Source organism: Curtobacterium sp. PhB146, from assembly GCF_004342995.1.
In the GTDB taxonomy this organism is placed as follows: domain Bacteria; phylum Actinomycetota; class Actinomycetes; order Actinomycetales; family Microbacteriaceae; genus Curtobacterium.
This window is the reverse complement of sequence record NZ_SMBN01000004.1, coordinates 431,993-452,378: the sequence shown is the minus strand read 5'-3', so window position 1 is coordinate 452,378 and position 20,386 is coordinate 431,993. Positions and strand designations below refer to the sequence as shown.

General features: G+C 68.8%; 22 protein-coding genes. 8 read left to right on the top strand and 14 right to left on the bottom strand.

Features of this window, described 5'->3' with window-relative positions:
* Positions 1 to 23: 23 nt before the first annotated feature.
* Positions 24 to 389 (bottom strand): hypothetical protein, encoded by a 366-nt coding sequence (locus EDF33_RS16940; RefSeq protein ID WP_132100640.1) that lies wholly within the window; start codon positions 387 to 389, stop codon positions 24 to 26.
* Positions 390 to 562: 173 nt separating this feature from the next.
* Entirely contained in the window at positions 563 to 1,066 is a 504-nt protein-coding gene (locus EDF33_RS16935) for an HNH endonuclease (protein ID WP_243692479.1), read from the bottom strand.
* Between the two features lie 186 nt (positions 1,067 to 1,252).
* Between EDF33_RS16935 and EDF33_RS16930 the strand changes: the two genes are divergently transcribed.
* From EDF33_RS16930 to EDF33_RS16920, 3 genes are all read left to right on the top strand, one after another.
* Positions 1,253 to 1,573 (top strand): nucleotide pyrophosphohydrolase, encoded by a 321-nt coding sequence (locus EDF33_RS16930; RefSeq protein WP_123672534.1) that lies wholly within the window; start codon positions 1,253 to 1,255, stop codon positions 1,571 to 1,573.
* Entirely contained in the window at positions 1,560 to 3,272 is a 1,713-nt protein-coding gene (locus tag EDF33_RS16925) for a DUF2075 domain-containing protein (RefSeq protein WP_123672535.1), read from the top strand. Before EDF33_RS16930 ends, EDF33_RS16925 begins: the two co-directional genes overlap by 14 nt.
* A gap of 355 nt (positions 3,273 to 3,627) precedes the next feature.
* The gene (locus EDF33_RS16920) at positions 3,628 to 4,446 is read left to right on the top strand and encodes a hypothetical protein (protein WP_123939295.1); all 819 of its coding nucleotides are present in this window, start codon (positions 3,628 to 3,630) and stop codon (positions 4,444 to 4,446) included.
* Here EDF33_RS16920 and EDF33_RS16915 read toward each other — a convergent pair.
* The 8 genes from EDF33_RS16915 to EDF33_RS16880 form a co-directional block, all read right to left on the bottom strand.
* Entirely contained in the window at positions 4,431 to 4,838 is a 408-nt protein-coding gene (locus tag EDF33_RS16915) for a (deoxy)nucleoside triphosphate pyrophosphohydrolase (RefSeq protein ID WP_123672537.1), read from the bottom strand. The genes EDF33_RS16920 and EDF33_RS16915 overlap by 16 nt on opposite strands.
* The gene (gene vsr / locus EDF33_RS16910) at positions 4,802 to 5,287 is read right to left on the bottom strand and encodes a DNA mismatch endonuclease Vsr (protein ID WP_123672538.1); all 486 of its coding nucleotides are present in this window, start codon (positions 5,285 to 5,287) and stop codon (positions 4,802 to 4,804) included. Before vsr ends, EDF33_RS16915 begins: the two co-directional genes overlap by 37 nt.
* Before the next feature lie 64 nt (positions 5,288 to 5,351).
* Positions 5,352 to 6,377, bottom strand: a complete 1,026-nt coding sequence (locus EDF33_RS16905) for a MupG family TIM beta-alpha barrel fold protein (protein WP_132100639.1) — start codon at positions 6,375 to 6,377, stop codon at positions 5,352 to 5,354.
* A complete protein-coding gene (locus EDF33_RS16900; protein ID WP_132100638.1) occupies positions 6,377 to 7,912 on the bottom strand; it encodes a PTS transporter subunit EIIC in 1,536 nt (511 codons plus the stop codon). Before EDF33_RS16900 ends, EDF33_RS16905 begins: the two co-directional genes overlap by 1 nt.
* 60 nt (positions 7,913 to 7,972) lie before the next feature.
* Positions 7,973 to 8,896, bottom strand: a complete 924-nt coding sequence (gene murQ, locus EDF33_RS16895) for an N-acetylmuramic acid 6-phosphate etherase (RefSeq protein WP_132100637.1) — start codon at positions 8,894 to 8,896, stop codon at positions 7,973 to 7,975.
* Between the two features lie 8 nt (positions 8,897 to 8,904).
* On the bottom strand, positions 8,905 to 9,801 hold the full coding sequence (locus EDF33_RS16890; protein WP_132100636.1) for a MurR/RpiR family transcriptional regulator: 897 nt from the start codon (positions 9,799 to 9,801) through the stop codon (positions 8,905 to 8,907).
* A 189-nt stretch (positions 9,802 to 9,990) separates the two neighbouring features.
* Positions 9,991 to 10,578, bottom strand: a complete 588-nt coding sequence (locus EDF33_RS16885) for a hypothetical protein (RefSeq protein ID WP_132100635.1) — start codon at positions 10,576 to 10,578, stop codon at positions 9,991 to 9,993.
* Between the two features lie 9 nt (positions 10,579 to 10,587).
* The gene (locus EDF33_RS16880; protein WP_132100634.1) at positions 10,588 to 11,238 is read right to left on the bottom strand and encodes an NUDIX domain-containing protein; all 651 of its coding nucleotides are present in this window, start codon (positions 11,236 to 11,238) and stop codon (positions 10,588 to 10,590) included.
* A gap of 91 nt (positions 11,239 to 11,329) precedes the next feature.
* Here EDF33_RS16880 and EDF33_RS16875 point away from each other — a divergent pair, with 91 nt between their 5' ends.
* The gene (locus EDF33_RS16875; protein ID WP_132100633.1) at positions 11,330 to 12,271 is read left to right on the top strand and encodes an ADP-ribosylglycohydrolase family protein; all 942 of its coding nucleotides are present in this window, start codon (positions 11,330 to 11,332) and stop codon (positions 12,269 to 12,271) included.
* Positions 12,272 to 12,418: 147 nt separating this feature from the next.
* On the opposite strand, the gene EDF33_RS16870 is transcribed toward EDF33_RS16875, so the two are convergent.
* From EDF33_RS16870 to EDF33_RS16855, 4 genes are all read right to left on the bottom strand, one after another.
* Entirely contained in the window at positions 12,419 to 12,895 is a 477-nt protein-coding gene (locus EDF33_RS16870; RefSeq protein WP_132100632.1) for a DUF4395 domain-containing protein, read from the bottom strand.
* Complete coding sequence (locus EDF33_RS16865) at positions 12,892 to 13,356, bottom strand: thioredoxin family protein (protein WP_132100631.1); 465 nt, start codon at positions 13,354 to 13,356, stop codon at positions 12,892 to 12,894. The genes EDF33_RS16870 and EDF33_RS16865 overlap by 4 nt, the downstream gene beginning before the upstream one ends.
* 256 nt (positions 13,357 to 13,612) lie before the next feature.
* Positions 13,613 to 13,984, bottom strand: a complete 372-nt coding sequence (locus tag EDF33_RS16860) for a hypothetical protein (protein WP_132100630.1) — start codon at positions 13,982 to 13,984, stop codon at positions 13,613 to 13,615.
* 18 nt (positions 13,985 to 14,002) lie between these two features.
* The gene (locus EDF33_RS16855; RefSeq protein WP_132100629.1) at positions 14,003 to 14,602 is read right to left on the bottom strand and encodes a TMEM175 family protein; all 600 of its coding nucleotides are present in this window, start codon (positions 14,600 to 14,602) and stop codon (positions 14,003 to 14,005) included.
* Positions 14,603 to 14,634: 32 nt separating this feature from the next.
* Between EDF33_RS16855 and EDF33_RS16850 the strand changes: the two genes are divergently transcribed.
* The 4 genes from EDF33_RS16850 (at position 14,635) to EDF33_RS16830 (ending at position 20,361) form a co-directional block, all read left to right on the top strand.
* Positions 14,635 to 14,889: a DUF1653 domain-containing protein gene (locus EDF33_RS16850; RefSeq protein WP_165918853.1), complete on the top strand. Its 255-nt coding sequence runs from the start codon at positions 14,635 to 14,637 to the stop codon at positions 14,887 to 14,889.
* Between the two features lie 427 nt (positions 14,890 to 15,316).
* The gene (locus tag EDF33_RS16840; protein WP_165918852.1) at positions 15,317 to 16,228 is read left to right on the top strand and encodes a hypothetical protein; all 912 of its coding nucleotides are present in this window, start codon (positions 15,317 to 15,319) and stop codon (positions 16,226 to 16,228) included.
* Positions 16,229 to 16,278: 50 nt separating this feature from the next.
* On the top strand, positions 16,279 to 16,779 hold the full coding sequence (locus EDF33_RS16835; protein WP_132100626.1) for a hypothetical protein: 501 nt from the start codon (positions 16,279 to 16,281) through the stop codon (positions 16,777 to 16,779).
* 87 nt (positions 16,780 to 16,866) lie between these two features.
* A complete protein-coding gene (locus EDF33_RS16830; protein WP_132100625.1) occupies positions 16,867 to 20,361 on the top strand; it encodes a TM0106 family RecB-like putative nuclease in 3,495 nt (1,164 codons plus the stop codon).
* Positions 20,362 to 20,386: the final 25 nt, after the last annotated feature.

Below are 20,386 nucleotides of genomic sequence, written 5' to 3'. Positions count from 1 at the left end.
TCACCGCTCGGGTTTGCCCGCCGTCATTCGAAGTCCGCGGCGTCTCCCGCTCCGCATCGCGACTGAACCTCGATCGACACCCGTCGAGGGCTTGCGTACACCGAGATCGACTCGACGGCCTGGCCGGTGGTGACCGCGGACCAGAGCGGCCGACCGTCGTCGATCGTGTCCCGCCGGATGGTCACGTCGTAGTCGACCTGCTTCCACGTCTTCTCGACCTTGCGGATGAGCGACTCTGGGTCGTGAGTGCCGGGACGCTCCTGGTCCCATGAGAACGTGACGCCTGCTTTGCTCTCCGCAGTCGAGCACTCTGACGATGCTGGCTTGTCCGAGAGGGGTGTCCATTCGCCACCAGCGGCATGGATGGTCTGTTGGACCAGAGCGACCATGTCGTCTCGTGCATCTGATGCTGATCCTCCACCGCGATCGCTCTGAGTGCGCCCGACCAGGGATGCGATCGTGATCAATGTCGTGATGAGGAGGAGTGTTCGTGCGAGGGCGGGGTCAGGGCGCGTCACCCGTCCAGTCTCTCGATCCCGCCAGGTCCTCCGCCACTCGTCTCTCAACCGACAGCGACGCCCTTGCGCCGGTTGCACGGTCCGCAAAGGACCTGGAGGTTCTCCGGCTCGCTGCTTCCACCGCGCGACACCGGGATGACGTGATCGAACTGCAGCTCGGAGTTCGAGCCGCAGGTGCCGCACCGTCCGCCGTCGCGAGCCCAGACGAGTTGCTTCACGTCACTCGGGATTGCGCCGCGGCGGTACTCGACGGGCTGCAAAGGGCTGTTCGCGATGGTGTGCGCCCGAGCGATAGTTGATGCCTGCCGCCGATCTCGTGTCTCGAGGAGCGCGAAGACCTGCTCCGGCAGCAGGTTGTCGTTGTCCCAGAACCAACGGCTCCGGAACCACCAGTACTGGCGTTCCTTCACGCGGCCGATCTTGATCGGCGCGCGATCAGATGAAGCGAAGGCCTCGCTGAGCTCGTCCTTCCGGAGGTTTGCGCCCACGTAGTAGGTCGAACGTCCGACGGTCAGTTCGACCCGGCCCCTGCGCGTGAACAAGTTCACGCGGTGTCTCATCGACACGTTCTCGGCTCTGCGTAGCACTGAGTGTTCCGCTCACATCGTGGCTGTTTTCGGCGTCCATCTTCGCGTGACGCGACCAGTCCGGCCAGCACCCATTCGGGTGGGAGCCGCGTTTCCGCGCCCTCGTCGCTCGTCTGCGTGACGCCAACTGCCTGCTACCGTGCCGACATGACGGATGAGGGGTTGCGCGTGGAAATTCGCGCGTTCGTTGAAGAGCGAGACTGGGCGCAGTTCCACTCACCGGACAACCTGGCGAAGAGCATCTCGATCGAGGCCGGGGAGCTGCTCGAGTGTTTCCAGTGGGCCCCGGATGCCGACGTCGATCGAGTCCGTTCGGAACTCGCGGACGTCCTGACCTACTGCCATCTCCTCGCCGATCGACTCGGCTTCGATCCCGCGGAGATCATCCGCGAGAAGCTCGCCGTCACCCGGGACAAGTACCCGGTCGACCAGGCCCGAGGACGAAGCACGAAGTATGACCAGCTTTGACATCGCGCAGCTCCCGTTCAACGAGCCACACCTGCGGCTGTGGCGCGAAGAGGATCCTCGGTTCCTGAACTGGCCGGTCGTCTACATCCTCGACGACGGCAAGCGTGTGTACGTCGGCGAGACGCTCAACACGGCTTCCCGCATGCGGCAGCACCTCGACTCCGCGGAACGTCGGTCGTTGAAGGCAGTGCGCCTTGTGCTCGACAGCACCTTCAACAAGTCGGTGTGTCTGGACCTGGAGTCGCAACTCATCGGCCTGTTCGCTGGGGACGACAAGTACACGGTCCTCAACAGCAACAAGGGCGTCGTGGACGCGGACTACTACGACCGCGCGCGGTACCGAGAGACCTTCGAGGAGATCTTCGAAGCGCTGCGCAAGCAGAAGCTCTTCACACGCAGCATCGCCGAGATCGAGAACAGCGAGCTGTTCAAGCTCTCGCCGTTCAAAGCGCTCAACCGTGATCAGGCCGTCGTGATGGAGGACATCCTCGAGGGGCTGTTCGACGACTTGCTGGCCGGCTCCGGCAGCACCATCGTCGTGCAGGGCGACCCGGGCACGGGCAAGACGATCGTCGCCGTCTACTTGCTCAAGCTGCTCCGGGACATCGCGAACGGCGTCGGGGTCGACGAGGTGGACGGTGACTCGATGTTCTCGGACTACTTCACCGAGGACAACCGTGACCTGCTGGCTGGCTTTCGTGTCGGTCTCGTCGTGCCGCAGCAGGCACTCCGCTCCTCTTTGAAGAGGGTGTTCCGCAAGACCCCTGGCCTCGAGAAGACGATGGTGCTCACTCCCTTCGAAGTCGGGAGGAGCACTGAGAAGTGGGACCTGCTGGTCGTTGACGAGTCGCACCGACTGAACCACCGCGCGAACCAGGCATCGGGACTGCAGAACAAGAGCTTCGGCGAGATCAATCAGCAGCTCTTCGGTGCCGACGCTGATCACTTCACGCAGGTCGACTGGATTCGCGACCGGAGCACACACCAGATCTTCCTGATCGACTCGGAACAGAGTGTCCGACCTGCGGACCTACCGCAGGAACTGCAGAAGGACCTCGTGAACGCGGCGAGGCAGCATGACCGTCACTACCGGCTCTTCACGCAGATGCGCGTCCAGGGCGGAGCCGACTACGTGTCCTACGTGCGCGCGATCATGAGGGGGGAGTCGCCAGAACCGAGGACCTTCGGCGACTACGAGTTCCGCATGTTCGACGATCTGGGTGAGATGCACGATGCCATCCGGGCACGCGATGAGGAAGTGGGTCTCTCACGGCTCGTCGCTGGCTACGCCTGGAAGTGGAAGAGCAAGCACGACAAGAGCGCCATCGACATCGAGATCGACGGTCGCGAGTTCCAGTGGAACCAGACACAGACTGACTGGATCACCTCACCGGGTGCCGTCGACCAAGTCGGCTCGATCCACACTGTGCAGGGGTACGACCTGAACTACGTAGGGGTCATCATCGGCCCTGACATGCGCTTCGACCCGGTCTCGAAGGAGATGGTGTTCGACCGGTCGAACTACTTCGACAAGAAAGGCATGGAGAACAATCCGCGGCTCGGGATCTCGTACTCAGACAGCGATCTCCAACGTTTCGTGAGCAACATCTACTCGGTGCTTCTCACGCGCGGTGTCCGAGGAACGTACGTCTACGTGGCCGACACAGCGTTGCGCCGTCGCCTCGCGCAGTTTCTCTGAGCGCTCTGCAACGACATGGGTTCTGGCTTCGAGGAGAAGCCACTCCGTGGGACTCGAGTGACGTGTTTGCCCCGTTCGCCGACTTGGCGATGTTGTTGCGGCTCGATGGTCCGCGCTGAGCGGAAGACCACAGAGACCGCATCGAGGGCCGCGGAGGACTTGGCTCTTCGGAATTCCGTTCGTTAGCCTCTCACCTGTTAGGAAAACGGGCGATGGGGCAAGCGTGCGGATCTTCTGGGTCAACCAAGGGCAGACGTTCGAAGAAGAGCTGAAGGCAAGTATGCTCTGGGCGCCGAAACGTTCGCGTCCGAGAACGGGTCAGAGCACGGGAACTGCTCGCGCACATTGGGATCGCTTGCTCGACGCTGACGAGGGTGACGTGGTCATCCACTACTCCCGCAAGGCGATCCGCGGTTGGAGCACGGTTGTCCGGCCGGCGTTTGACGGGCCGCCACCGTTCGACCACTCGAGTACGCCATGGTCAGTTGACGGACGTCTGCTCCAAGTGAGCATCCGGGAACTGGAGCTTCCCATCGTCCTCACCGACATCCCACACGAGCTACGGACCGAGCGGGACGTCACGAGCTGGCCGTTCTCGAGAGATGGCGCGGTCAAGCAGGTGTACCTGTCGGAGGTGACGGGCTCTCTCGCGAACTGGTTGTTGGATGAGGTCGGGCTGCGGGTCGACGCAGCGCAGCTGACCTCCTGGCCGGAGCTCGATGAAGCGGGAACCACTGTCGACTACCGCGGGGACCGACAGGTCGTGGTTCAAGTCCGCGGCGAGCAGACTCGCTTGCGGAGGTACTTGTTCGGGGCCGATGTCGTGGCTCCCTGCGCCCTCTGTGGCCGTGACCTTCCTGTTGCGATGCTCGTGACTGCGCACATCAAACGACGCGCCGAGACGACGAACGCCGAACGACACCGCACAGACACGGTGATGGCCGCTTGCCGGCTGGGGTGCGACTCGATGTTCGAGCTCGGCTACGTGGTGGTCGGGCGGAGCGGAGTGATCGAGCGCGGTCCTCGGAGGACTCCGATGAGCGCGGACCTAGGCCTCGCCGTGGAAGCGATAGTCGGCCGGACCTGCGCTGCTTGGAGTGAGACCACGGAGCGGTACTTCGCCCATCATCGCCGTTGGCAGAAGGCTGAGAGCCGACGTTACGGGCTTGACTGACCTGGACGCAGAGCGGCGACCGCTTTCAGGTCAGGTAGCGCCCAGTGCAAGCCATTCAAGTGTTCGGGGCTCGTCCACCGCATTTCGTCGTGGTCGGTACTCCGTAGCGGTTCGTCGCCGATCAGCGCCGTGCGGTAGCAAGCGAGGTCGATCAGCAAGTCCCCGACAGCTGTCGTGTCCCGAGTGATCAAGTCACCTATCTCTCCCTCGATGGCGAGCTCCTCACGGAGCTCTCGTCTGAGGGCATCTCGGGCACCCTCGCCCTTCTCGACCTTGCCGCCGGGGAACTCCCACATCCCTGCCGACGCGCGGCCCACGGCGCGCCTGCAAACGAGGATCTTCCCGTCTGCTCGTGTCAGAACTGCCGCGACGACTTCGATGGTCTGCTGCACCGTTCCGTTGTACACGGGCGACGTCGGTTGATGATCGAGCTCCATCGCTCGAGCTCGTGTTCCACGCGATCTGCGGATCGAGAGACGTCGTCGTGCTCCCAGGCTCTGATGACTCGCCAGCCCTCGGCGACCAAGATCGCTTCGTTCTGCGCATCGCGCTGACGGTTGGCCAGCAGCTTCCGGCGCCAAAGGTCGGCATTGGCCTTCGGGAGGTGGGCGTGCTCCTCGCAGTAGTGCCAGAAGCAGCCATCGATGAACACCGCGACCTTGGCGCGAGGGAAGACGAGGTCAGGCCGTACCCGACAACGCGCGCTCACCCGCCGGTCGACGAAGAAGCGCCGCCCACGTCGGTGCAGTTCGCGGCGAACAGCCAACTCGGGCGCCGTGTCGCGACGACCGAATCGGGCCATGTGTCGTCGCCGCGCGTCATCCGCTTCCCAGTGCTCCATTGCCGGAATCTTGGTCGAAGGTCGGCGCCTCGTGGGATGGGCGCGAGGATCAGCGGAATCGGGGTCAGCCGAGGACGATTGTGAGGGACTGGTCTCTCAACGCCGCCAAGGGCACGGTGAGTGCTCCGAGGACGGCGACACGATCGTCAGCAGGCAGGTCCCGCAACGTGATCGCGACCTCGCCGCAGTACCTCCCCGCCGAAGTCAACTGCACGGTGACCGCCCCTGCGGGTCTCGGCTGCCCACCGACCGCGGGCAGCGGCAACCCGGCGAACCGCTCCCGCGAATGCTCCAGCCGGATCATGGCCTCAGCCGCATCAGGCCGGTTCCGATCGGGGACCGCCAGCGCCTCTATGACCACCGGGTGGACACCCGGCGCCGCAACACCGTCGAGCACGACGACGTCATCCCGGACGAACGACCCCAACCGCTCCCACGAGTGATCAGTCAGCGCCGGATCCCCGACGTACACATCTGCAACGCCCACATCGACGAGTTCGAACGCCTGGAACAACGGCGGCATGGTCCGGTGCTCCTCGACGGTCGGCAGCCCCTCGCCGAGCGGCCCACGCCGCACGGAGTCGCCGGCGATGAACGCGCCGACCCGCCAGCCGAACTGCCGAGCAACGGCGACCGACGACGCCACTGACGAAAGCGCCAGCCCGGTCCACTCCCGCGGGTAGAAGTTGTGGATCAGCTCGACGTCCAGGTCAGCGAACGGCGCCAGGTCGGCGGCCCGCAGCGTGCTCGCGTTGAGGGCGATCGGCAAGACGGCAGCGATCGAGAGGATCTCAGGGACCGAGAACCCGAAATCGATCCGCGCCCGGGCCACTCCGATCGACCGCAGGAAGTCCCACGGCGAATCCCCGAGCAACCGAGCGGTGTTCGGGGAGACATCGGCGACGACGGACAGCCCCGAGGACGCAGCAGCCGACACGATCGCGGTCGCAGCGGCTCGGGCACCCGAAGGGGAGTCCTCCGGGATGTGCAGCGAGGTGAACGCGAGCGTCGCACCCGCGGCCGCGGCGGCCGCGAACGTCGGACCAGCCAGTGGACCATGCGCCAGGTACGCGCTCGCGCCCAACCGCATCAGCGTGCAGCTCCCACGGAGTCAGCGGGCGTGACCTGCACGTCGAGCGGCGCATCAGGAGCGGCGGGGTCGCCGGACGGTGCGGACGACTGCGCCTCGAGGTCGGCTCGCACCGAGTCGGACACCCCGAACAGCAGCGTTGCCACGAACCCGACGACGTACGCCACGATGAGCCCCGACCCGTACCCGAGCAGCGCCCATCCGTAGCCGGACGAACCGTTCAGCAGCGGGAGCAGGGACAGGTCCGAGGCGCCGATGGCGATCGCCCCGACAGAGTGCCCGAGCTGGTCGAACAGCCCGACGACACCGCCGCCGAACGCACCACCGATGCACGCGGTGATGAACGGCCGACCGAGAGGCAGCGTCACGCCGTAGATCAGGGGCTCACCGACACCGAGGAGCCCAGCCGGAAGTGCACCACGGATCGTGCGGGAGAGCGCCTCGTTGCGACGGAAGCGCATCCAGAGCGCGAGCGCCGCACCGATCTGGCCGGCCCCACCCATCGCGAGGACGGGCAGCAACACGGTCCACCCGGTCTGGTCGATCAGGGTGGTGTGGATCGGCGTGAGGGCCTGGTGCATGCCGGTCATGACGAGCGGCAGGAAGAAGCCTCCGAGGACGAAGCCGGCGAAGGCCCCACCGTTGGCGAGGAGCCAGGTGGCGGCGGTGCCGATCGCGACGGAGACGACTCCGGCGACGGACATCAGGATCCCGAGGGTGATCGACCCAGCGACGAGGACGGTCACGGTCGGGACGACGATGAGCGCGATGACGTCCGGCGTGACTCGACGCATGAACCGCTCGACGTAGGCGGCGAGGATGCCGCCGGCCAGCGCACCGAGCACGCCGCCCTGCCCAGGAGCCAGGGTCTCGCCGAACACGGTCACGTTCGCGACACCGGCCGCGACGATGATGCCGCCGACAGCGCCACCGAGGATGGGCGTGCCGCCGAACTCCTTCGCGGCGTTCATCCCGACGAACACGGCGAGCAAGGACAGGAAGCCGGACGAGAGCACGCCGAGGAACGGCGTCACCCCGGGCACCCATCCCAGGTTCGTCAGGATGCCGTTGATCCCGGCGATCAGACCGCAGGCGATCAGTGCGGGGATGAGCGGGATGAAGATCGCGGAGATCTTCCGGATCGCACGCATCGTGCGGCCGTCGGAGCGGGACCGCGCGGAGGCCTTGATCGACGCGCCGCGAGCGGCGAGCTCCTCGGGTGATGCACCCGACGCGGCAGCGGCACTGGACGCACCAGCCCCACCAGCCGCAGCCGCCGGGGCGGACGCGCGCAGGGCCTCCAGGGCGACGGCCACACGGTCGACGAGACCCGGGCCGAGCACGATCTGCAGGTTCGAGCCGGCCGCGATGGCGGCCATGACGCCGTCGGTGGCCTGAAGCGCCGGCAGGTCGACAGAGGAAGGAGAAGCCACCTCGACCCGGAGCCGGGTCATGCAGTTCTCGACGTCGGCGATGTTCGCGGAGCCACCGACGGAGTTGAGGATCTGCTGGGCGAGTTGCTGTGCATCGGGCATTGCTGTGCTCCTCGGGGGAAGGAATCGAGCGGAAGGAAAGCGGAGGAAGGGGAACGGGGTCTACAGCACGGCGCGCAGGGAACCGGAAGCAGCGACGAGGCGCTCACGGGCCGAAGCAGCCGAGACACCGGTCAGGATCACGGCGATGGCGGTCTTCACCTCGCCGTTCGAGACGTTGAGCGCAGCCTGGACCTCGGCGGAAGGCGCGCCGGTGACGTCCTGCACGAGCGAGAACGCCCGCGCGATGAGCTTCGCGTTGGTGGCCCGCACGTCGACCATGCGGTTGCCGTACGTCTTGTGGCTGCGCACCATCGCGAGCGTGGTGAGCATGTTCAGCACGAGCTTCTGCGCGGTGCCCGCCTTCAGGCGGGTCGAGCCGGCGATGAACTCGGGGCCGACGACGACGTCGATGGCGATGTCCGCCTCCCGCCCCGCGGCCGAGTCGGGGTTGCACGCGACGGAGACCGACAGGGCGGAGCGGCGCCGGGCCTCCAGGATGGCTGCGATGACGTAGGGCGTCCTGCCGGACGCGCTGATCCCGACGACCACGTCGTCGGCCGTCAGGCCGAGCGCGTCGAGGTCGCGGACGGCCGCTGCTTCGTCGTCCTCCGCGCCCTCGACGGCGGTGGTCAGGGCGACGTCGCCGCCGGCGATGAGCCCCACCACCTGCGAGGGGTCGGTGCCGAAGGTGGGCGGGCACTCGCTGGCGTCGAGGACGCCGAGCCGACCCGGCGTGCCGGCGCCGACGTAGACGAGTCTGCCGCCGCGCGCGAAGGCTGCGGCGATCGAGTCTGCCGCCAGGGCGATGGCCGGGAGGCACGGCCCCAGTGCCGCAGGCACGCTGCGGTCGCCAGCGTTCATGCGCTGGGCAGCTTCGAGCGTGGAGATCGTGTCGATGTCGTCCAGCGAGTGGTCGGTCGCCTCAGTGGTGAGGGCTGCGAGTTCGTCGCGGAGTGCGTCGTGGCTGTCGTGCTTCGTGGTCATGGTGGTGCTCAGTTCCGGTGGTGGGTGCGGACGGCGTCGCGGCTGCGGGCGAGGAGCGGCTGGGACCGCTCGTCGGTGCGCTGCGCGACGACGATGAAGAGGGCGTCGACGATGGCGAGTTGGCTCATGCGGCTGCCCATGGCGGCGGGGCGGAGGGCGCTCTCGGCACCGGCGACGCCGAGCAGGACGTGGTGGGCCGTGGTGGCGAGCGGGGCGTTGGCGTGGCCGGTGATGGCGACGATCGTCGAGCGCTGGGCTGCGGCGGCGTGGGCGACCTCGAGCGTCTCGGTGGTGGAGCCCGAGTGGCTGACGAGCACGAGGACGTCGTGCTCACCGATGACGCTCGCGAGGGTCAGGGCGTTGTGCGGGTCGTCGGCGATCGAGCTCACGATGCCGATGCGTTCGAGCTTGAGGTGCAGGTCCCTCGCGACGATGCCGCTCGCGCCGACGCCGTACAGGACGACGCGGCGGGCACTGCTCACGGCTGCGGCCGCTGCTTCGAGGGCGTGCGGGTCGAGCGCGGCGCGGGTGTCGGCCATCACGGCGCGGACGTCCTCGGTGACCTTCGCGATGACGGTGGCGACGTCGTCGTCGACGGCGACCCCGGCGTGGATCTCGGTGCGTTCGCGCTCGTGGATGCCCCGTTCGACGGCCCGGGTCATGCTGCGCTGCAGGCCGGCGAAGTTCGCGAAGCCGAGGTGCTGGGCGAAGCGGGAGACGGTGGCGGGGGAGACGCCCGCGCGGCCGGCGAGCTCGGCGGCGTTCGTGGTGGCTGCGGCTGCCGGGTCCTCGAGGACGGCGTCGGCGATGGCGCGCATGCTGGACGGCATCGTGGCCGACTGGGTGCGGACGAGGGCGAAGGCGTCGGCGCGCTCGACCCGGTCGGCTCGCTCGGTGATCGTCATCCCGCTATGAAAGCGTCTTTCGTGCGTGAGCGCCAGGGGTGAAAGTAAATTGCGTGTTACGCGTGGCCGGGTGGCTGCGCGGTGGGGCTGGCGCGTTCAGTGAGCAGAAAAGGTCGAGTCGCCGCCGCGGACTCGACGTTTTCTGCTCACTCGATGAGCGGCGGACGCGAACCCGGGCGGCCGTGCTCGTCAGGCTTGCGGGGCCGGGGATGCCACGACGGTCGCCGCCCGCAGGTACCGCCGCGACCGACGAACCGCTCGCAGCAGGATCGGCGTCATGATCAGTGCGGTGATGAGCAGTGCTGCGCAGAGGAACCGGGGGAACGCCGAGCCGGAGACGTCCTCGTCAGCGAGCATCGGGAACTGGGCGCCAGCGATGCCGAGGTAGAGCAGGAGGAACTGCGCGAGGGCGAGCGGCTGGTAGGTGGAGAGCAGTCGTGCGTGCTCGCGTGCTCGGAGGGCGAGGTCGGACTCGGGCGGCTGCATCGGGCTGCCGGTCTTGATCGCTTGCGTCACCATGCGCTTGCCGGCAGGGGAGAGCCCAGCCGTTGTGGCCTGCATCGCGGTCGACATCCCGATGGTCGTGGCGAGGATCGAGAAGGTACCGGTCAGGCCACCGACGGACGCGCCGAAGCCGACGACGGTGAGGACTGCGACGGCGCCCGACTCGGTCGTGGCCAGCGACCAGCCGATGACGGCGCCGACGACGGCTCCGATCAGTGCGAGCAGGGTCGTCCGTCGCCAGGCGCGGCGTGCTGTCAGTTCGAGTTCCCCCATGCCTCCACCCTACGAGCGGATCGCCGTGTACCGCGTCGCCGGCTTCCCCGGCCCGTCCGCTCGCTTCGTGTCCGTCGCGGTCAACTTCGGCAGCATCGCTCGACGGAACGAGTCCGGCAGGAGGCGCTCGCCGAGGATGGCCTCGTGCAGCTGCCGCAACTCCGACATCGTGAACGGCTCATCGAGCAGCCCGTGCGGATCCGGGGCATCGCTGTAGACGGACCGGAGCCGAGCGACCGCGAACTCGAGGATGTCGTCGTGTCCGTGCACCATCCCGCGCGCCTCGGCCACCGGCGACAGTCGCACCTGGGGCTCGTCCAGGTCCAGGGCACGAACCGGCACCACGTCGAGGTGCGCCACCGACAGCACCCACCCACGGTCGTCCCGCGCCGGATCGTCGAACACGTGCAACTGCTCCGGCGCGAGCCCCGTCACGCCCGCCTTCGTGGAGAGCGACCGCAAGACGGCCGAAGCCAGCTGCTCACCCTCGTGCACGAACGTCCCCGGCAGTCGCCAGTCGCCCTCGGTGGCATCGCGGACCTGCACGACGGACAGTGGTCCGCCCGCGGGTACGGTCAGCACCGCGGTGTCCACGGCGACGGAGGGTCGCGGGTAGTCCGTCAGGCGTCGGCCGCTCGCGTCGCGGTACTCGTCGGTCATGCCGGTGAGTTTACGCACACTTGCGCAAACGTGACGAGTGGTGCAGGATCGGTTTTACGCAATCTCGCGCAAACCCGATCCGGAGGTCCACATGACCACCCCGCAGATCCACGACCGAGCAGTCGGCGCCGTCCTCGGCTCCGCCGCCGGCGACGCCCTCGGCGCCGGGTACGAGTTCCGACCGGCAGTGCCCGAGCCGACCCCGATCACGATGACCGGCGGCGGCTCCTTCGGCTGGGCGCCGGGGGAGTGGACCGACGACACGAGCATGGCCGTTCCGATCCTCCGCACGGTCGCCCGCGGCGGCGACCCTGCGTCGGAGCCAGCCCTTGACGGCCTGGTGGCCGCCTGGGCAGCGTGGTCGGTCAACGCGCCCGACGTCGGCATCCAGACGCGCAACGTGTTGACCGGTCTGGAGGCGCGGATCGCCTCCGTCGCGAGGGCTTCGGCCCGGCAGGAGCACGAGTTCAAGGGCCGCTCCGCCGGCAACGGGTCGCTCATGCGGACCGCACCGTTGGTGCTCGCCTTCGTGCGCGGTGACGTCGGCGAAGAGGAACGGCTCGCCTCGACGGCTCGCGCGATCAGCGACCTGACGCACTACGAATCCGACGCGGGGGACGCGTGCGTGCTCTGGTGCGTGGCGATCCGGCACGCGGTGCTGACCGGCGAGCTCGACCTCCTGCGTGGCGTCGACCTGCTCGACCTCGACCGGCGCCGGCTGTGGGTGGACCGGATCGTCACGGCCGAGCACTCGCAGCCCGTGGACTTCACGGAGTCGAACGGGTGGGTGGTGTCCGCGCTGCAGGCCGCCTACGCCGCGGTCAAGCAGAGCTCCTCGCTCGAGGACGCCCTGGTCCGCGCGGTGCGCACCGGCAACGACACCGACACGGTCGCTGCGATCGCCGGTGGGCTTGCGGGTGCGCTGTACGGAGCGTCGTCGTTGCCGGCCCGGTGGCGGGAGCTGCTGCACGGCTGGCCGAACCTGCGCGCGGACGACCTCGTCGCGCTCAGTGAGCAGGCGCTCGCCGTCTGACCGGACCGGCGTCGGAGGCTGCTGTGGGGGGAGCCTCCGCCGTCGGGCTGGTGGTTCTCGTGGGGCCGGCCCACCGCTCTGGAATCGAAAATGTCGGCAGCGCGGGTGGCGGGGCGGAGGTGAGCCGGGCCTCCCGGTCGACCGCCGTCAGGCGATGCCGCGTCGTGGACGGAAGACGCCCGCGCGGACCAGCCACGCGTAGAGCAGGCACCCGATGCAGACGTCGAACACGGCGTTGAGGAAGGCTGCGATCAGAGCGACCGCGGCGCCGATCGGTGCCGCGTAGGGCACGCCGAGCAGGGCGAGGAGCAGCGCCACAGCGGTGACGAACAGGCCGACCTGCTGGGCGAAGGTCGGCGGTTCGGGCGCCTCGAGCTCGGCGGGCGGGGCGAGCCGCGGCCGGACGAAGCGACGGAAGAGTGCGCCGTACGGGTGGCGGCGGATGCCGGCGATGCCGCCGACTGCGAAGAGCGCCACGATGACGGCGAGCAGGACGATGCCGACGACCCATGTTGCGGGGATCAGCGTCAGGACGATCGTCAGGGCGAGCAGGACCGTGGTGATCGCGGCTCCGAAGCGTGGGGAGCGCGGGTCGATGCCTGCTGTGGCAGGGGCGGTGGTCATCGGGACTCCTGTGGGCCGGTGAGGACGGTGTTGAGGGCTGCGGCGAGCTCCGGTGGGCGGGGTGGCCCTCCGAAGCGGGTGCGGACGGCGTGGGAACCGTCGACGAGCAGGACCGTGGGGGTCTGCAGGACGTTGAAGCGCGTGGCGAGGTGCGGGTGCTCGGCGAGGTCGATCTCGAGCCGGGTCACGCCGGGGTGCTGGGCCGCGATGCTGTCGAGCTGGCGGGCCGTCGCGGGGCAGCGGGCGCAGGTCGGCGTCGAGAACTGGACGAGGGTGGCGCGGGAGCCGAAGGCGGTCGGGGAAGCGATGTCGACGACGGTGCGGTCGGGGCTGGCGTGGGTGCTGCGCGCGCGGCCGGTCTGGGGAACCGCTCGGCCCGTCCTCGCGCGCAGGAGCAGGCCGATCACGGTGGCGAGGGCGAGGACTCCCGCCAGGACGGCGACGGCCACGATGACGGTCATGCCGTGACGGTACGTCGTTCTCGTGCGTCCGGGGGTGAACGTGACCGAACGTGACGGTCTCGGTGGGGTCGGACGATCGTGGAGGGGCTCGGGGTCGGGGTTGGGGTCGGAGGTCCGACCGGCCGGCCAGGCGGCCGGTCGCCGGCGCCTAGGATAGGCATACTATTCAAGTGACCGGGACCGACCCCCAGGGCGGCGCGCGGCGGTCGCCGGACGCGGAGGACCGGCGACGTGACACGGCCGGGCTCGCGTGTCGTCAGAGCGCGGCGCGCGCCCGGTCGATCCGCTCGATGAACGCTCGAACGCCCCAGATGACGAAGGTCAGGCGCGGCCCGTCCTGCAGGACAACCTGCATCTGCCGCGAGACGTTGCGTGAGGTGTCGTGGAGCTCCGCGATGGAGTCGAGCGGGATGCCGAACGTCGGCCGGACGAAGTTGAACGGGTGCGCTCGGAACCAGAGGACCGCGGGGGTCAGGGTGAGTCGGCCTCCCGCGGCTTCGTGGCGGCGCATGCCGAACGGGCCGGGTGCTGCGATCGAACGGACGAGGCCGGCCTCCGCCGCCGCTTCGTCGATGACGAAGTTCGCGTTCTTGCTTGCCAGTACGGTCTCCGCGTCCCCCAGGCCCATGCGCTGACCGTACCGCGATCAGACTCGGCGGAGCACCCGGGCGACCGTGCCCTGCAGCACGAGGAGCAGGGCCCAGAGCAGGCCGATGCTCGGGAACACCACCGACAGGATCAGGGCGAGCGACAGCAGTCCGGCGGCGATGAGCCCCCGCGCCGAGTCGCCCAGCGGAGTCGAGAGCAACTCGGGGTTCCGTCGGAGCACGAGTTCGATGCCGGTGAGGGCCAAGCTCGTCACGACCATGCTGCCGAGGTAGAGGGCGTGCGCCACGCGGTCGTCGTTCTCGCCGCTGTTGAGCAGGTTCGCGGCGAAGGGCAGGAACACGATGCTGATGAGCCAGACGAAGTTCAGCTGCAAGACCCGGGCGTTGTAGGAGCGGACGTGCTCGAAGACCTGGTGGTGGAGGATCCAGAACCGCGAGATCAACCAGAACGTGATGAGGAACTCGAGCAGGGCGGGCCAGTGCTCCCGGAGGAGGTCGCCGGCGCTCTCGCCCGAGGACATCTCGCTCGCGATGTCGACCAGCGGCAGGATCAGGAGCGTGATCGCGATGGCGACCGTGGCGTCCGAGAAGTTGACGAGTCGGTCGAGGCCGCGGTCCGTTCGAGCGTGCTCGGTCATGGCCCGAGTGTAGGAGCGCTTAGTGTCGGGGCGTGAGCGACGACGTGACTCCTGGCCGGTACCGCCACTTCAAGGGCAACGACTACGAGGTGCTGCTGGTCGCCCGTGACGTCGAGACCGAGGAACCGGTCGTCGTCTACCAGGCGTTGTACGGGGAGCGGGGACACTGGGTCCGCTCGCTCGCTGACTTCACGGCGCACGTCACCCGCGACGGGTACGACGGCCCGCGGTTCGTGCCGGCACGGAGAGCAGACTCGTCAGATTTGTCATATCAGTCAGCACATTGATATACCTTGCAGTGGCAACCAGAGCGGTTGTCTGACTGAGAGGGGGGTGTGCAGTGCAGCACACCATGAAGCAAATGCTGGTTGTCGCCGCGGTCGCCGCGGTGGTCTCACCGTTGCTGGCAGCTGGCCCGGCGGTCGCGGCCGAACCTGACCCATCGTCGGCCGTTCCCGACAACGTGGTCGTCGACCCGACTTTCGACCCCGCGAACGCGACCCGGGTCGACGAGGATGGGAACTCGATCAGCCGGAAGAATCCCTGCCATGACCGCGCGTTCGCGGCGATCCCGAAGATGCTCACGTCCGTGTCGGGGTGCAGCATCATCGGGTCGAGCACGAAGACGAAGGTCACGTACAGCTGGTACCGCGACCGAGGCCGGGTCGGGGTCTGCGTGTGGAGCAAGGGCTTCAACGCTCGTGCGCAGACGACGTGGACCGCGTCGGGATGCGGGACCGGTCGCCGTGGCGTGGTCATCAACTGGGGCAACGTTGCGGCATCGAAGCAGATCCGGGGAATGACTGCTTCGGGCGTCGCGGGCGTGCAGTGGGGCTGATCGCGACACGTCGGCGCAGGCGCTCGCTCATCTGGGTGGGCGCTTGCGCCGTCGCGGTCGCCGCGACCGGGTGCGGTGCTCCCGACTCGACGACGACCCGAACGCCCCGGACCACCACGACCGTTCGCCCGGCGACGGAAAGCGCCCGGATCATCGAGACCGTTTCGCAGCAGCGTCTTGCCAATGTGCTCATTGCGGGGCTCCCCTGTGAGGACCGGGACGACTACCAGGACGACTTGACGTTCTGGGACTCGATGCGTGGCTACGACTGCGTGGACGCGGCCGACACGGTCTCCGTTCGTGTGTACGGCAGCAGCCGGTCCGTCGACCAGATCCTCCCGTCATGGGCTGACGCTCTCGTGGACGGACGCGGAGCCCGGCGCGGCGTGAACTGGTTCGTCGTCGGACCACGCGATCTGATCTCCCAGGTCGATCCGCCTCGCGAGGATCCCGAGGTGCGGTCGTCGTCGACATCCGCCCCTGCCCCGACGGCGCAGCAGGAGTTCCTGACCAACTGCTCCCAGTACACGTTCGACGAGGCCGTCCGTGCGATCCGCGGTGAGCGGGTGACGGAGACGGACGGTGCGTACTACGACCGGGCGTTCTCTGGCGTCGGCGAAGCCGTGCGAGCGTCGTTGGACCAGCGTGATCTCGCGCTCCTCCGTGCGGAGGACGACGAGGCGCGATGGCCATCGATGCTGTCCGAGCGCGGCCCCGCGTGGAAACAGGTGTGTCGAACAGCCATGTCACGGCACGACGACCTGTTCCGGTCCGGAGCGGAGGACTGATGCGCGTTGTGTCGATCGGACGAAGCGCCGGGGCGCTCGGGGCTCTCGGAGTGACGATCCAGGCAGCCGATGACTTCACCCGCACCTTCTTCGAGAGTCCGATGGCCAGCTCGTCCGCCGTGTTGGCGGGTGCGAGCATCGTGCTGCTGCTGATCGGGGGCGTGCTCAGCTGGCGTGGAGACCGGCTCGTGTGCTGGACGCTCGGTGCCCTGGCTGTTCAGGTGGTTGGTCGCATGGCTGTCGATGTGGAACCAATGGCCGTGTACTGGTCGGTGTCGGTTGCGCACATGCTCGGGCCGGTCCTCGCGCTCGCCATCGGCGTGGTGATCGCCCGTCGGGCCGGTTCCACGGCACTGCGGCGTCTCGGGTGCATCATCGGGATCGCCGCGGGCTGCTGGATGCTCGCGAGTTGGACGCAGGTGCCGTTGCTGCTCGTTCCGCTGACGCGCGCCGTCACGGACGGCTGTCTGCTCGCCGTGGTCGCTTGGCCTGCCGTCCTTGAGGCCGGTCGGCTGGCGCGCCGCCTTTGGGACTCCGCGGAGGTGCGCTGACGCCGGCCGCTGCCGTCTGACCGCGCGCGGCGCCGGTGTCGGCGGGCGGCCCTAGGCTCGCAGGGCACCAGAGAGACGGGGGAACGCATGCAGATCGGCGTCGACGGGCACGTGCTGCTCAGCCCGAGTGACCTCAGCACGTGGTCGGCCTGCGAGTGGGCGTTCCTGCGTCGGCTCGACGTCAAACTCGGTCTAGGGGAGCCCCTGCCCGAGGCGCACGACGACATGCTCGAGCGCACCGCCCGCTTGGGGGACCAGCACGAGCTCGACTACCTCGACATCCTCAAGGACACGCGGAACGTCGTCGAGTTCGACCGCCCCGCCCCGCCGGACTACGCACGCGCCGCAGCCGAAGCGCGACAGGCCTTCGCCGACGGCGCCGACGTCCTGTACCAGCCGACGTTCCACGCGGCACCCACGGCGGACGGCCCGGGCTTCATCGGCTTCGCGGACTTCATCATCCGCAACGACCAGGGCGAGTACGAGGTCTACGACACCAAGCTCGCCCGGCACGCCAAGATCAGCGCCCTGCTGCAGCTCGCCGCCTACGCCGAGCAGATGAAGGCACACGCCATCCCCACCGGGGCGCAGGTGCACCTGGTGCTCGGCGACCGGACGACGACCACGCACGACCTCGCCGACATCGCGCCGGTGTACCGCACGCAGCGCGCCGAACTGCAGCGCGTGATCGCCGAACGGATCGCTGCCGACGCCGAACTGCAGTGGGGCGACCCGCGGTACTCCAGCTGCGGCCGCTGCGACGTCTGCTCGACCCAGGTGGCCGAGCACCGCGACCTCGTCCTCGTCGCCGGCATGCGCCTGGACCAGCGGGCGAAGCTCATCAAGCACGAGGTGCGGACGATCGACGACCTGGCGGTCCGTACCCGGGCAGTGCCGGGCTTGTCCCGCGCGACGCAGGATCGGCTGGTGCGCCAGGCGAGCCTCCAGATCGAGACGGAGACCGCCCGACGGAACCGCGCCGACGGGCCGGACCAGCCCGCGAAGCCGCGCTTCGAGGTCCTCGATGCCCGCGCGCTCGATGCGATCCCGGCACCCGACGCCGGCGACGTCTTCTTCGACTTCGAAGGCGACCCGCTGCACACCGAGGACGGCGTGCACTGGGGCCTCGACTACCTGTTCGGATTGGTCGACGACCGCGCGGAGTTCACCGCGTTCTGGGCGCACACGATCCGCGACGAGCGAGTTGCGCTGGAGCAGTTCCTCGCGTTCATCGAGGCTCGGCGGCAGCAGTACCCGGGCATGCACATCTACCACTACGCCGCCTACGAGCGGACGCACCTGCTGTCGCTCGCCGCCCGGCACGGGGTCGGTGAAGAGGCCGTCGACGACATGCTGCGCGCCGGCGTCCTGGTCGACCTGTACCCGATCGTCCGCAAGGCGCTGGTCGTCGGCAGCCACAGCTACTCGATCAAGAAGCTCGAGCCGCTGTACATGGGCGATGACCTGCGCGAGAGCGACGTCACGAACGCCGCTGACAGCATCACCGCCTACGTCGACGCGATCGAGGAACTCCGCAACGGCGACCCCGCCGCCGGCCAGCACATGCTCGACGAGGTCGCCGACTACAACGCCTACGACTGCCGCTCGACCCTGCGCCTGCGCGATTGGCTCCGGTCGCTGCGCACCGACGACCCGGACGCAGCGGATCCGGCACTCGAACTCGAGGTCCCGCCGATCCCCGTCGAGCGCGAGCCGAACCCGGTGTACGTCGCACTCGCGTCGCACCTGGAGGACGTCGACGCCCTCGACCGCACGCCCGACGAGACCGCGCTGGCGCTCGCCGCAGCCGCGATCGACTACCACCGGCGCGAGGCGAAGACCTTCTGGCAGGACCACTTCGACCGCCTGCGCAACCCGGTCGACGACTGGGCCGACACCCGCGACGTCCTCGTCGTGGAGCGCGCGTCCGTCGAGCGGGACTGGGACACGCTGCCGCGTGCCCGCTCGCAGTCGCGAGAACTCCGGTTGTCGGGGACGCTCGCGCCCGGTTCGCGGCTCCGGCCTGGAGGCACGCCCCACCTCGTCTACGACGACCCGCTTCCGCCGTCGGTCGTGTCTCCGGGCCCCGGGTCGAAGGGCGCGTCATCCCGCGCCGTGATCGTGGACGTGTGGGACAACGGCGACGCCGTCGAGGTGCTCGTGAAGGAGGGGCTGCCCGTCGGAGCGGAGCCGCACCACGAGTTCCCGGTCGCGCTCGCACCGTCGGCACCGCCCCGCGCGAAGCCGCAGCCCGAGGCGATCGCCGAGTGGGGGCAGCAGGTCCTCGACGAGCTGCCCTCGATGGTGTCGGACCCGGCCTTCGACCTGCTGCGCCGGGTGCCGCCGCGCGGAGCGATCGTGCCCGTGCAGGGTGACGACGCGGTGTCCGCCGTGGTGGCGACGCTGCTCGGCCTCGACCACTCGTACTTGGCGATCCAGGGGCCTCCCGGCACGGGCAAGACCTACGTCGGGTCGAACGTCGTCGCACGGCTCGTCCGCGAGTACGGCTGGCGGGTCGGCGTCGTCGGGCAGTCCCATGCGACGTCGGAGAACTTCCTGTCCTCGGTCGTGAACGCCGGCGTCCCCGCGGACCGGGTCGTGAAGGTGCCGAAGTCCGGTGCGACCGAGGACGAACTCGACGCCGCCGCGTGGACGCCCGTGAAGAACGGTGCTGCCGTCGCCGCGTTCCTGTCCTCGTGCGAGGCCTCCGGCACCGGCGGCGTCGTCGGCGGGACCGCGTGGACGTTCGCGAACGCGTCGACGATCGAGCGCCGCTCCCTCGACCTGCTCGTCGTCGACGAGGCCGGGCAGTTCTCGCTCGCGCCGACCATCGCGTCCTCGATCGCCGCGACCCGACTCCTGCTGCTCGGGGACCCGCAGCAGCTCCCGCAGGTCTCGCAGGGCTCCCACCCGGAGCCCGTCGACGAGTCCGCGCTGGGCTGGCTGGCGGACGGCGAGCACGTCCTGCCGCCGGAGTTCGGGTACTTCCTGGCCCGCACCCGGCGCATGGAGCCGGCGCTGACCGAGTCCGTGTCGGCGTTGTCCTACGACGGGCAGCTCGCGTCGATGGTGTCCGGTCGGCACCTCGACGGCATCGACGCGGGCGTGCACCCCGTGCCGGTCGTGCACGCGGGCAACACGACCTCGTCACCGGAGGAAGCCGCCCGCGTGGTGGCCCTCGTCGGCGATGTCGTCGGGCGGACCTGGACCGACGGCGGCTCCACCAGGTCGTTGACCGACGAGGACGTCATCGTCGTCGCCCCGTACAACGCGCAGGGTGCCCTGATCCGTCAGGAGCTCGACCGTGCTGGCTTCACCGGTACCCAGGTCGGCACGGTCGACCTGTTCCAGGGCCGCGAGGCCGTCGTGTCGATCGTGTCCCTGGCGGCGTCGAGTGCAGCCGACATCCCGCGCGGGCTGGACTTCCTGCTCATGCCGAACCGGCTGAACGTGGCGATCTCGCGGGCGAAGTGGGCGGCGTACCTCGTGCACTCGCCAGCTCTGACCACGGGGCTCCCGCCCTCGATCGCCGGCCTGTCGCTGCTGTCCCGCTTCATCGAGCTCGTCCAGCCCGCTCGCTGACGACCGCGCCGGCCGCTCCGCCGCC

Excerpts from the sequence above, each read along its gene's own strand:
- EDF33_RS16885 (WP_132100635.1), bottom strand. The coding sequence starts at position 10,578 with ATGGGGGAACTCGAACTGACAGCACGCCGCGCCTGGCGACGGACGACC.
- EDF33_RS16890 (WP_132100636.1), bottom strand. The coding sequence starts at position 9,801 with ATGACGATCACCGAGCGAGCCGACCGGGTCGAGCGCGCCGACGCCTTC.
- EDF33_RS16925 (WP_123672535.1), top strand. The coding sequence starts at position 1,560 with ATGACCAGCTTTGACATCGCGCAGCTCCCGTTCAACGAGCCACACCTG.
- EDF33_RS16865 (WP_132100631.1), bottom strand. The coding sequence starts at position 13,356 with ATGACCGTCATCGTGGCCGTCGCCGTCCTGGCGGGAGTCCTCGCCCTC.
- EDF33_RS16940 (WP_132100640.1), bottom strand. The coding sequence starts at position 389 with ATGGTCGCTCTGGTCCAACAGACCATCCATGCCGCTGGTGGCGAATGG.
- EDF33_RS16880 (WP_132100634.1), bottom strand. The coding sequence starts at position 11,238 with ATGACCGACGAGTACCGCGACGCGAGCGGCCGACGCCTGACGGACTAC.
- EDF33_RS16900 (WP_132100638.1), bottom strand. The coding sequence starts at position 7,912 with ATGCCCGATGCACAGCAACTCGCCCAGCAGATCCTCAACTCCGTCGGT.
- EDF33_RS16905 (WP_132100639.1), bottom strand. The coding sequence starts at position 6,377 with ATGCGGTTGGGCGCGAGCGCGTACCTGGCGCATGGTCCACTGGCTGGT.
- EDF33_RS16930 (WP_123672534.1), top strand. The coding sequence starts at position 1,253 with ATGACGGATGAGGGGTTGCGCGTGGAAATTCGCGCGTTCGTTGAAGAG.
- EDF33_RS16860 (WP_132100630.1), bottom strand. The coding sequence starts at position 13,984 with ATGGGCCTGGGGGACGCGGAGACCGTACTGGCAAGCAAGAACGCGAAC.
- vsr (WP_123672538.1), bottom strand. The coding sequence starts at position 5,287 with ATGGAGCACTGGGAAGCGGATGACGCGCGGCGACGACACATGGCCCGA.
- EDF33_RS16855 (WP_132100629.1), bottom strand. The coding sequence starts at position 14,602 with ATGACCGAGCACGCTCGAACGGACCGCGGCCTCGACCGACTCGTCAAC.
- EDF33_RS16870 (WP_132100632.1), bottom strand. The coding sequence starts at position 12,895 with ATGACCACCGCCCCTGCCACAGCAGGCATCGACCCGCGCTCCCCACGC.
- EDF33_RS16875 (WP_132100633.1), top strand. The coding sequence starts at position 11,330 with ATGACCACCCCGCAGATCCACGACCGAGCAGTCGGCGCCGTCCTCGGC.
- EDF33_RS16830 (WP_132100625.1), top strand. The coding sequence starts at position 16,867 with ATGCAGATCGGCGTCGACGGGCACGTGCTGCTCAGCCCGAGTGACCTC.
- murQ (WP_132100637.1), bottom strand. The coding sequence starts at position 8,896 with ATGACCACGAAGCACGACAGCCACGACGCACTCCGCGACGAACTCGCA.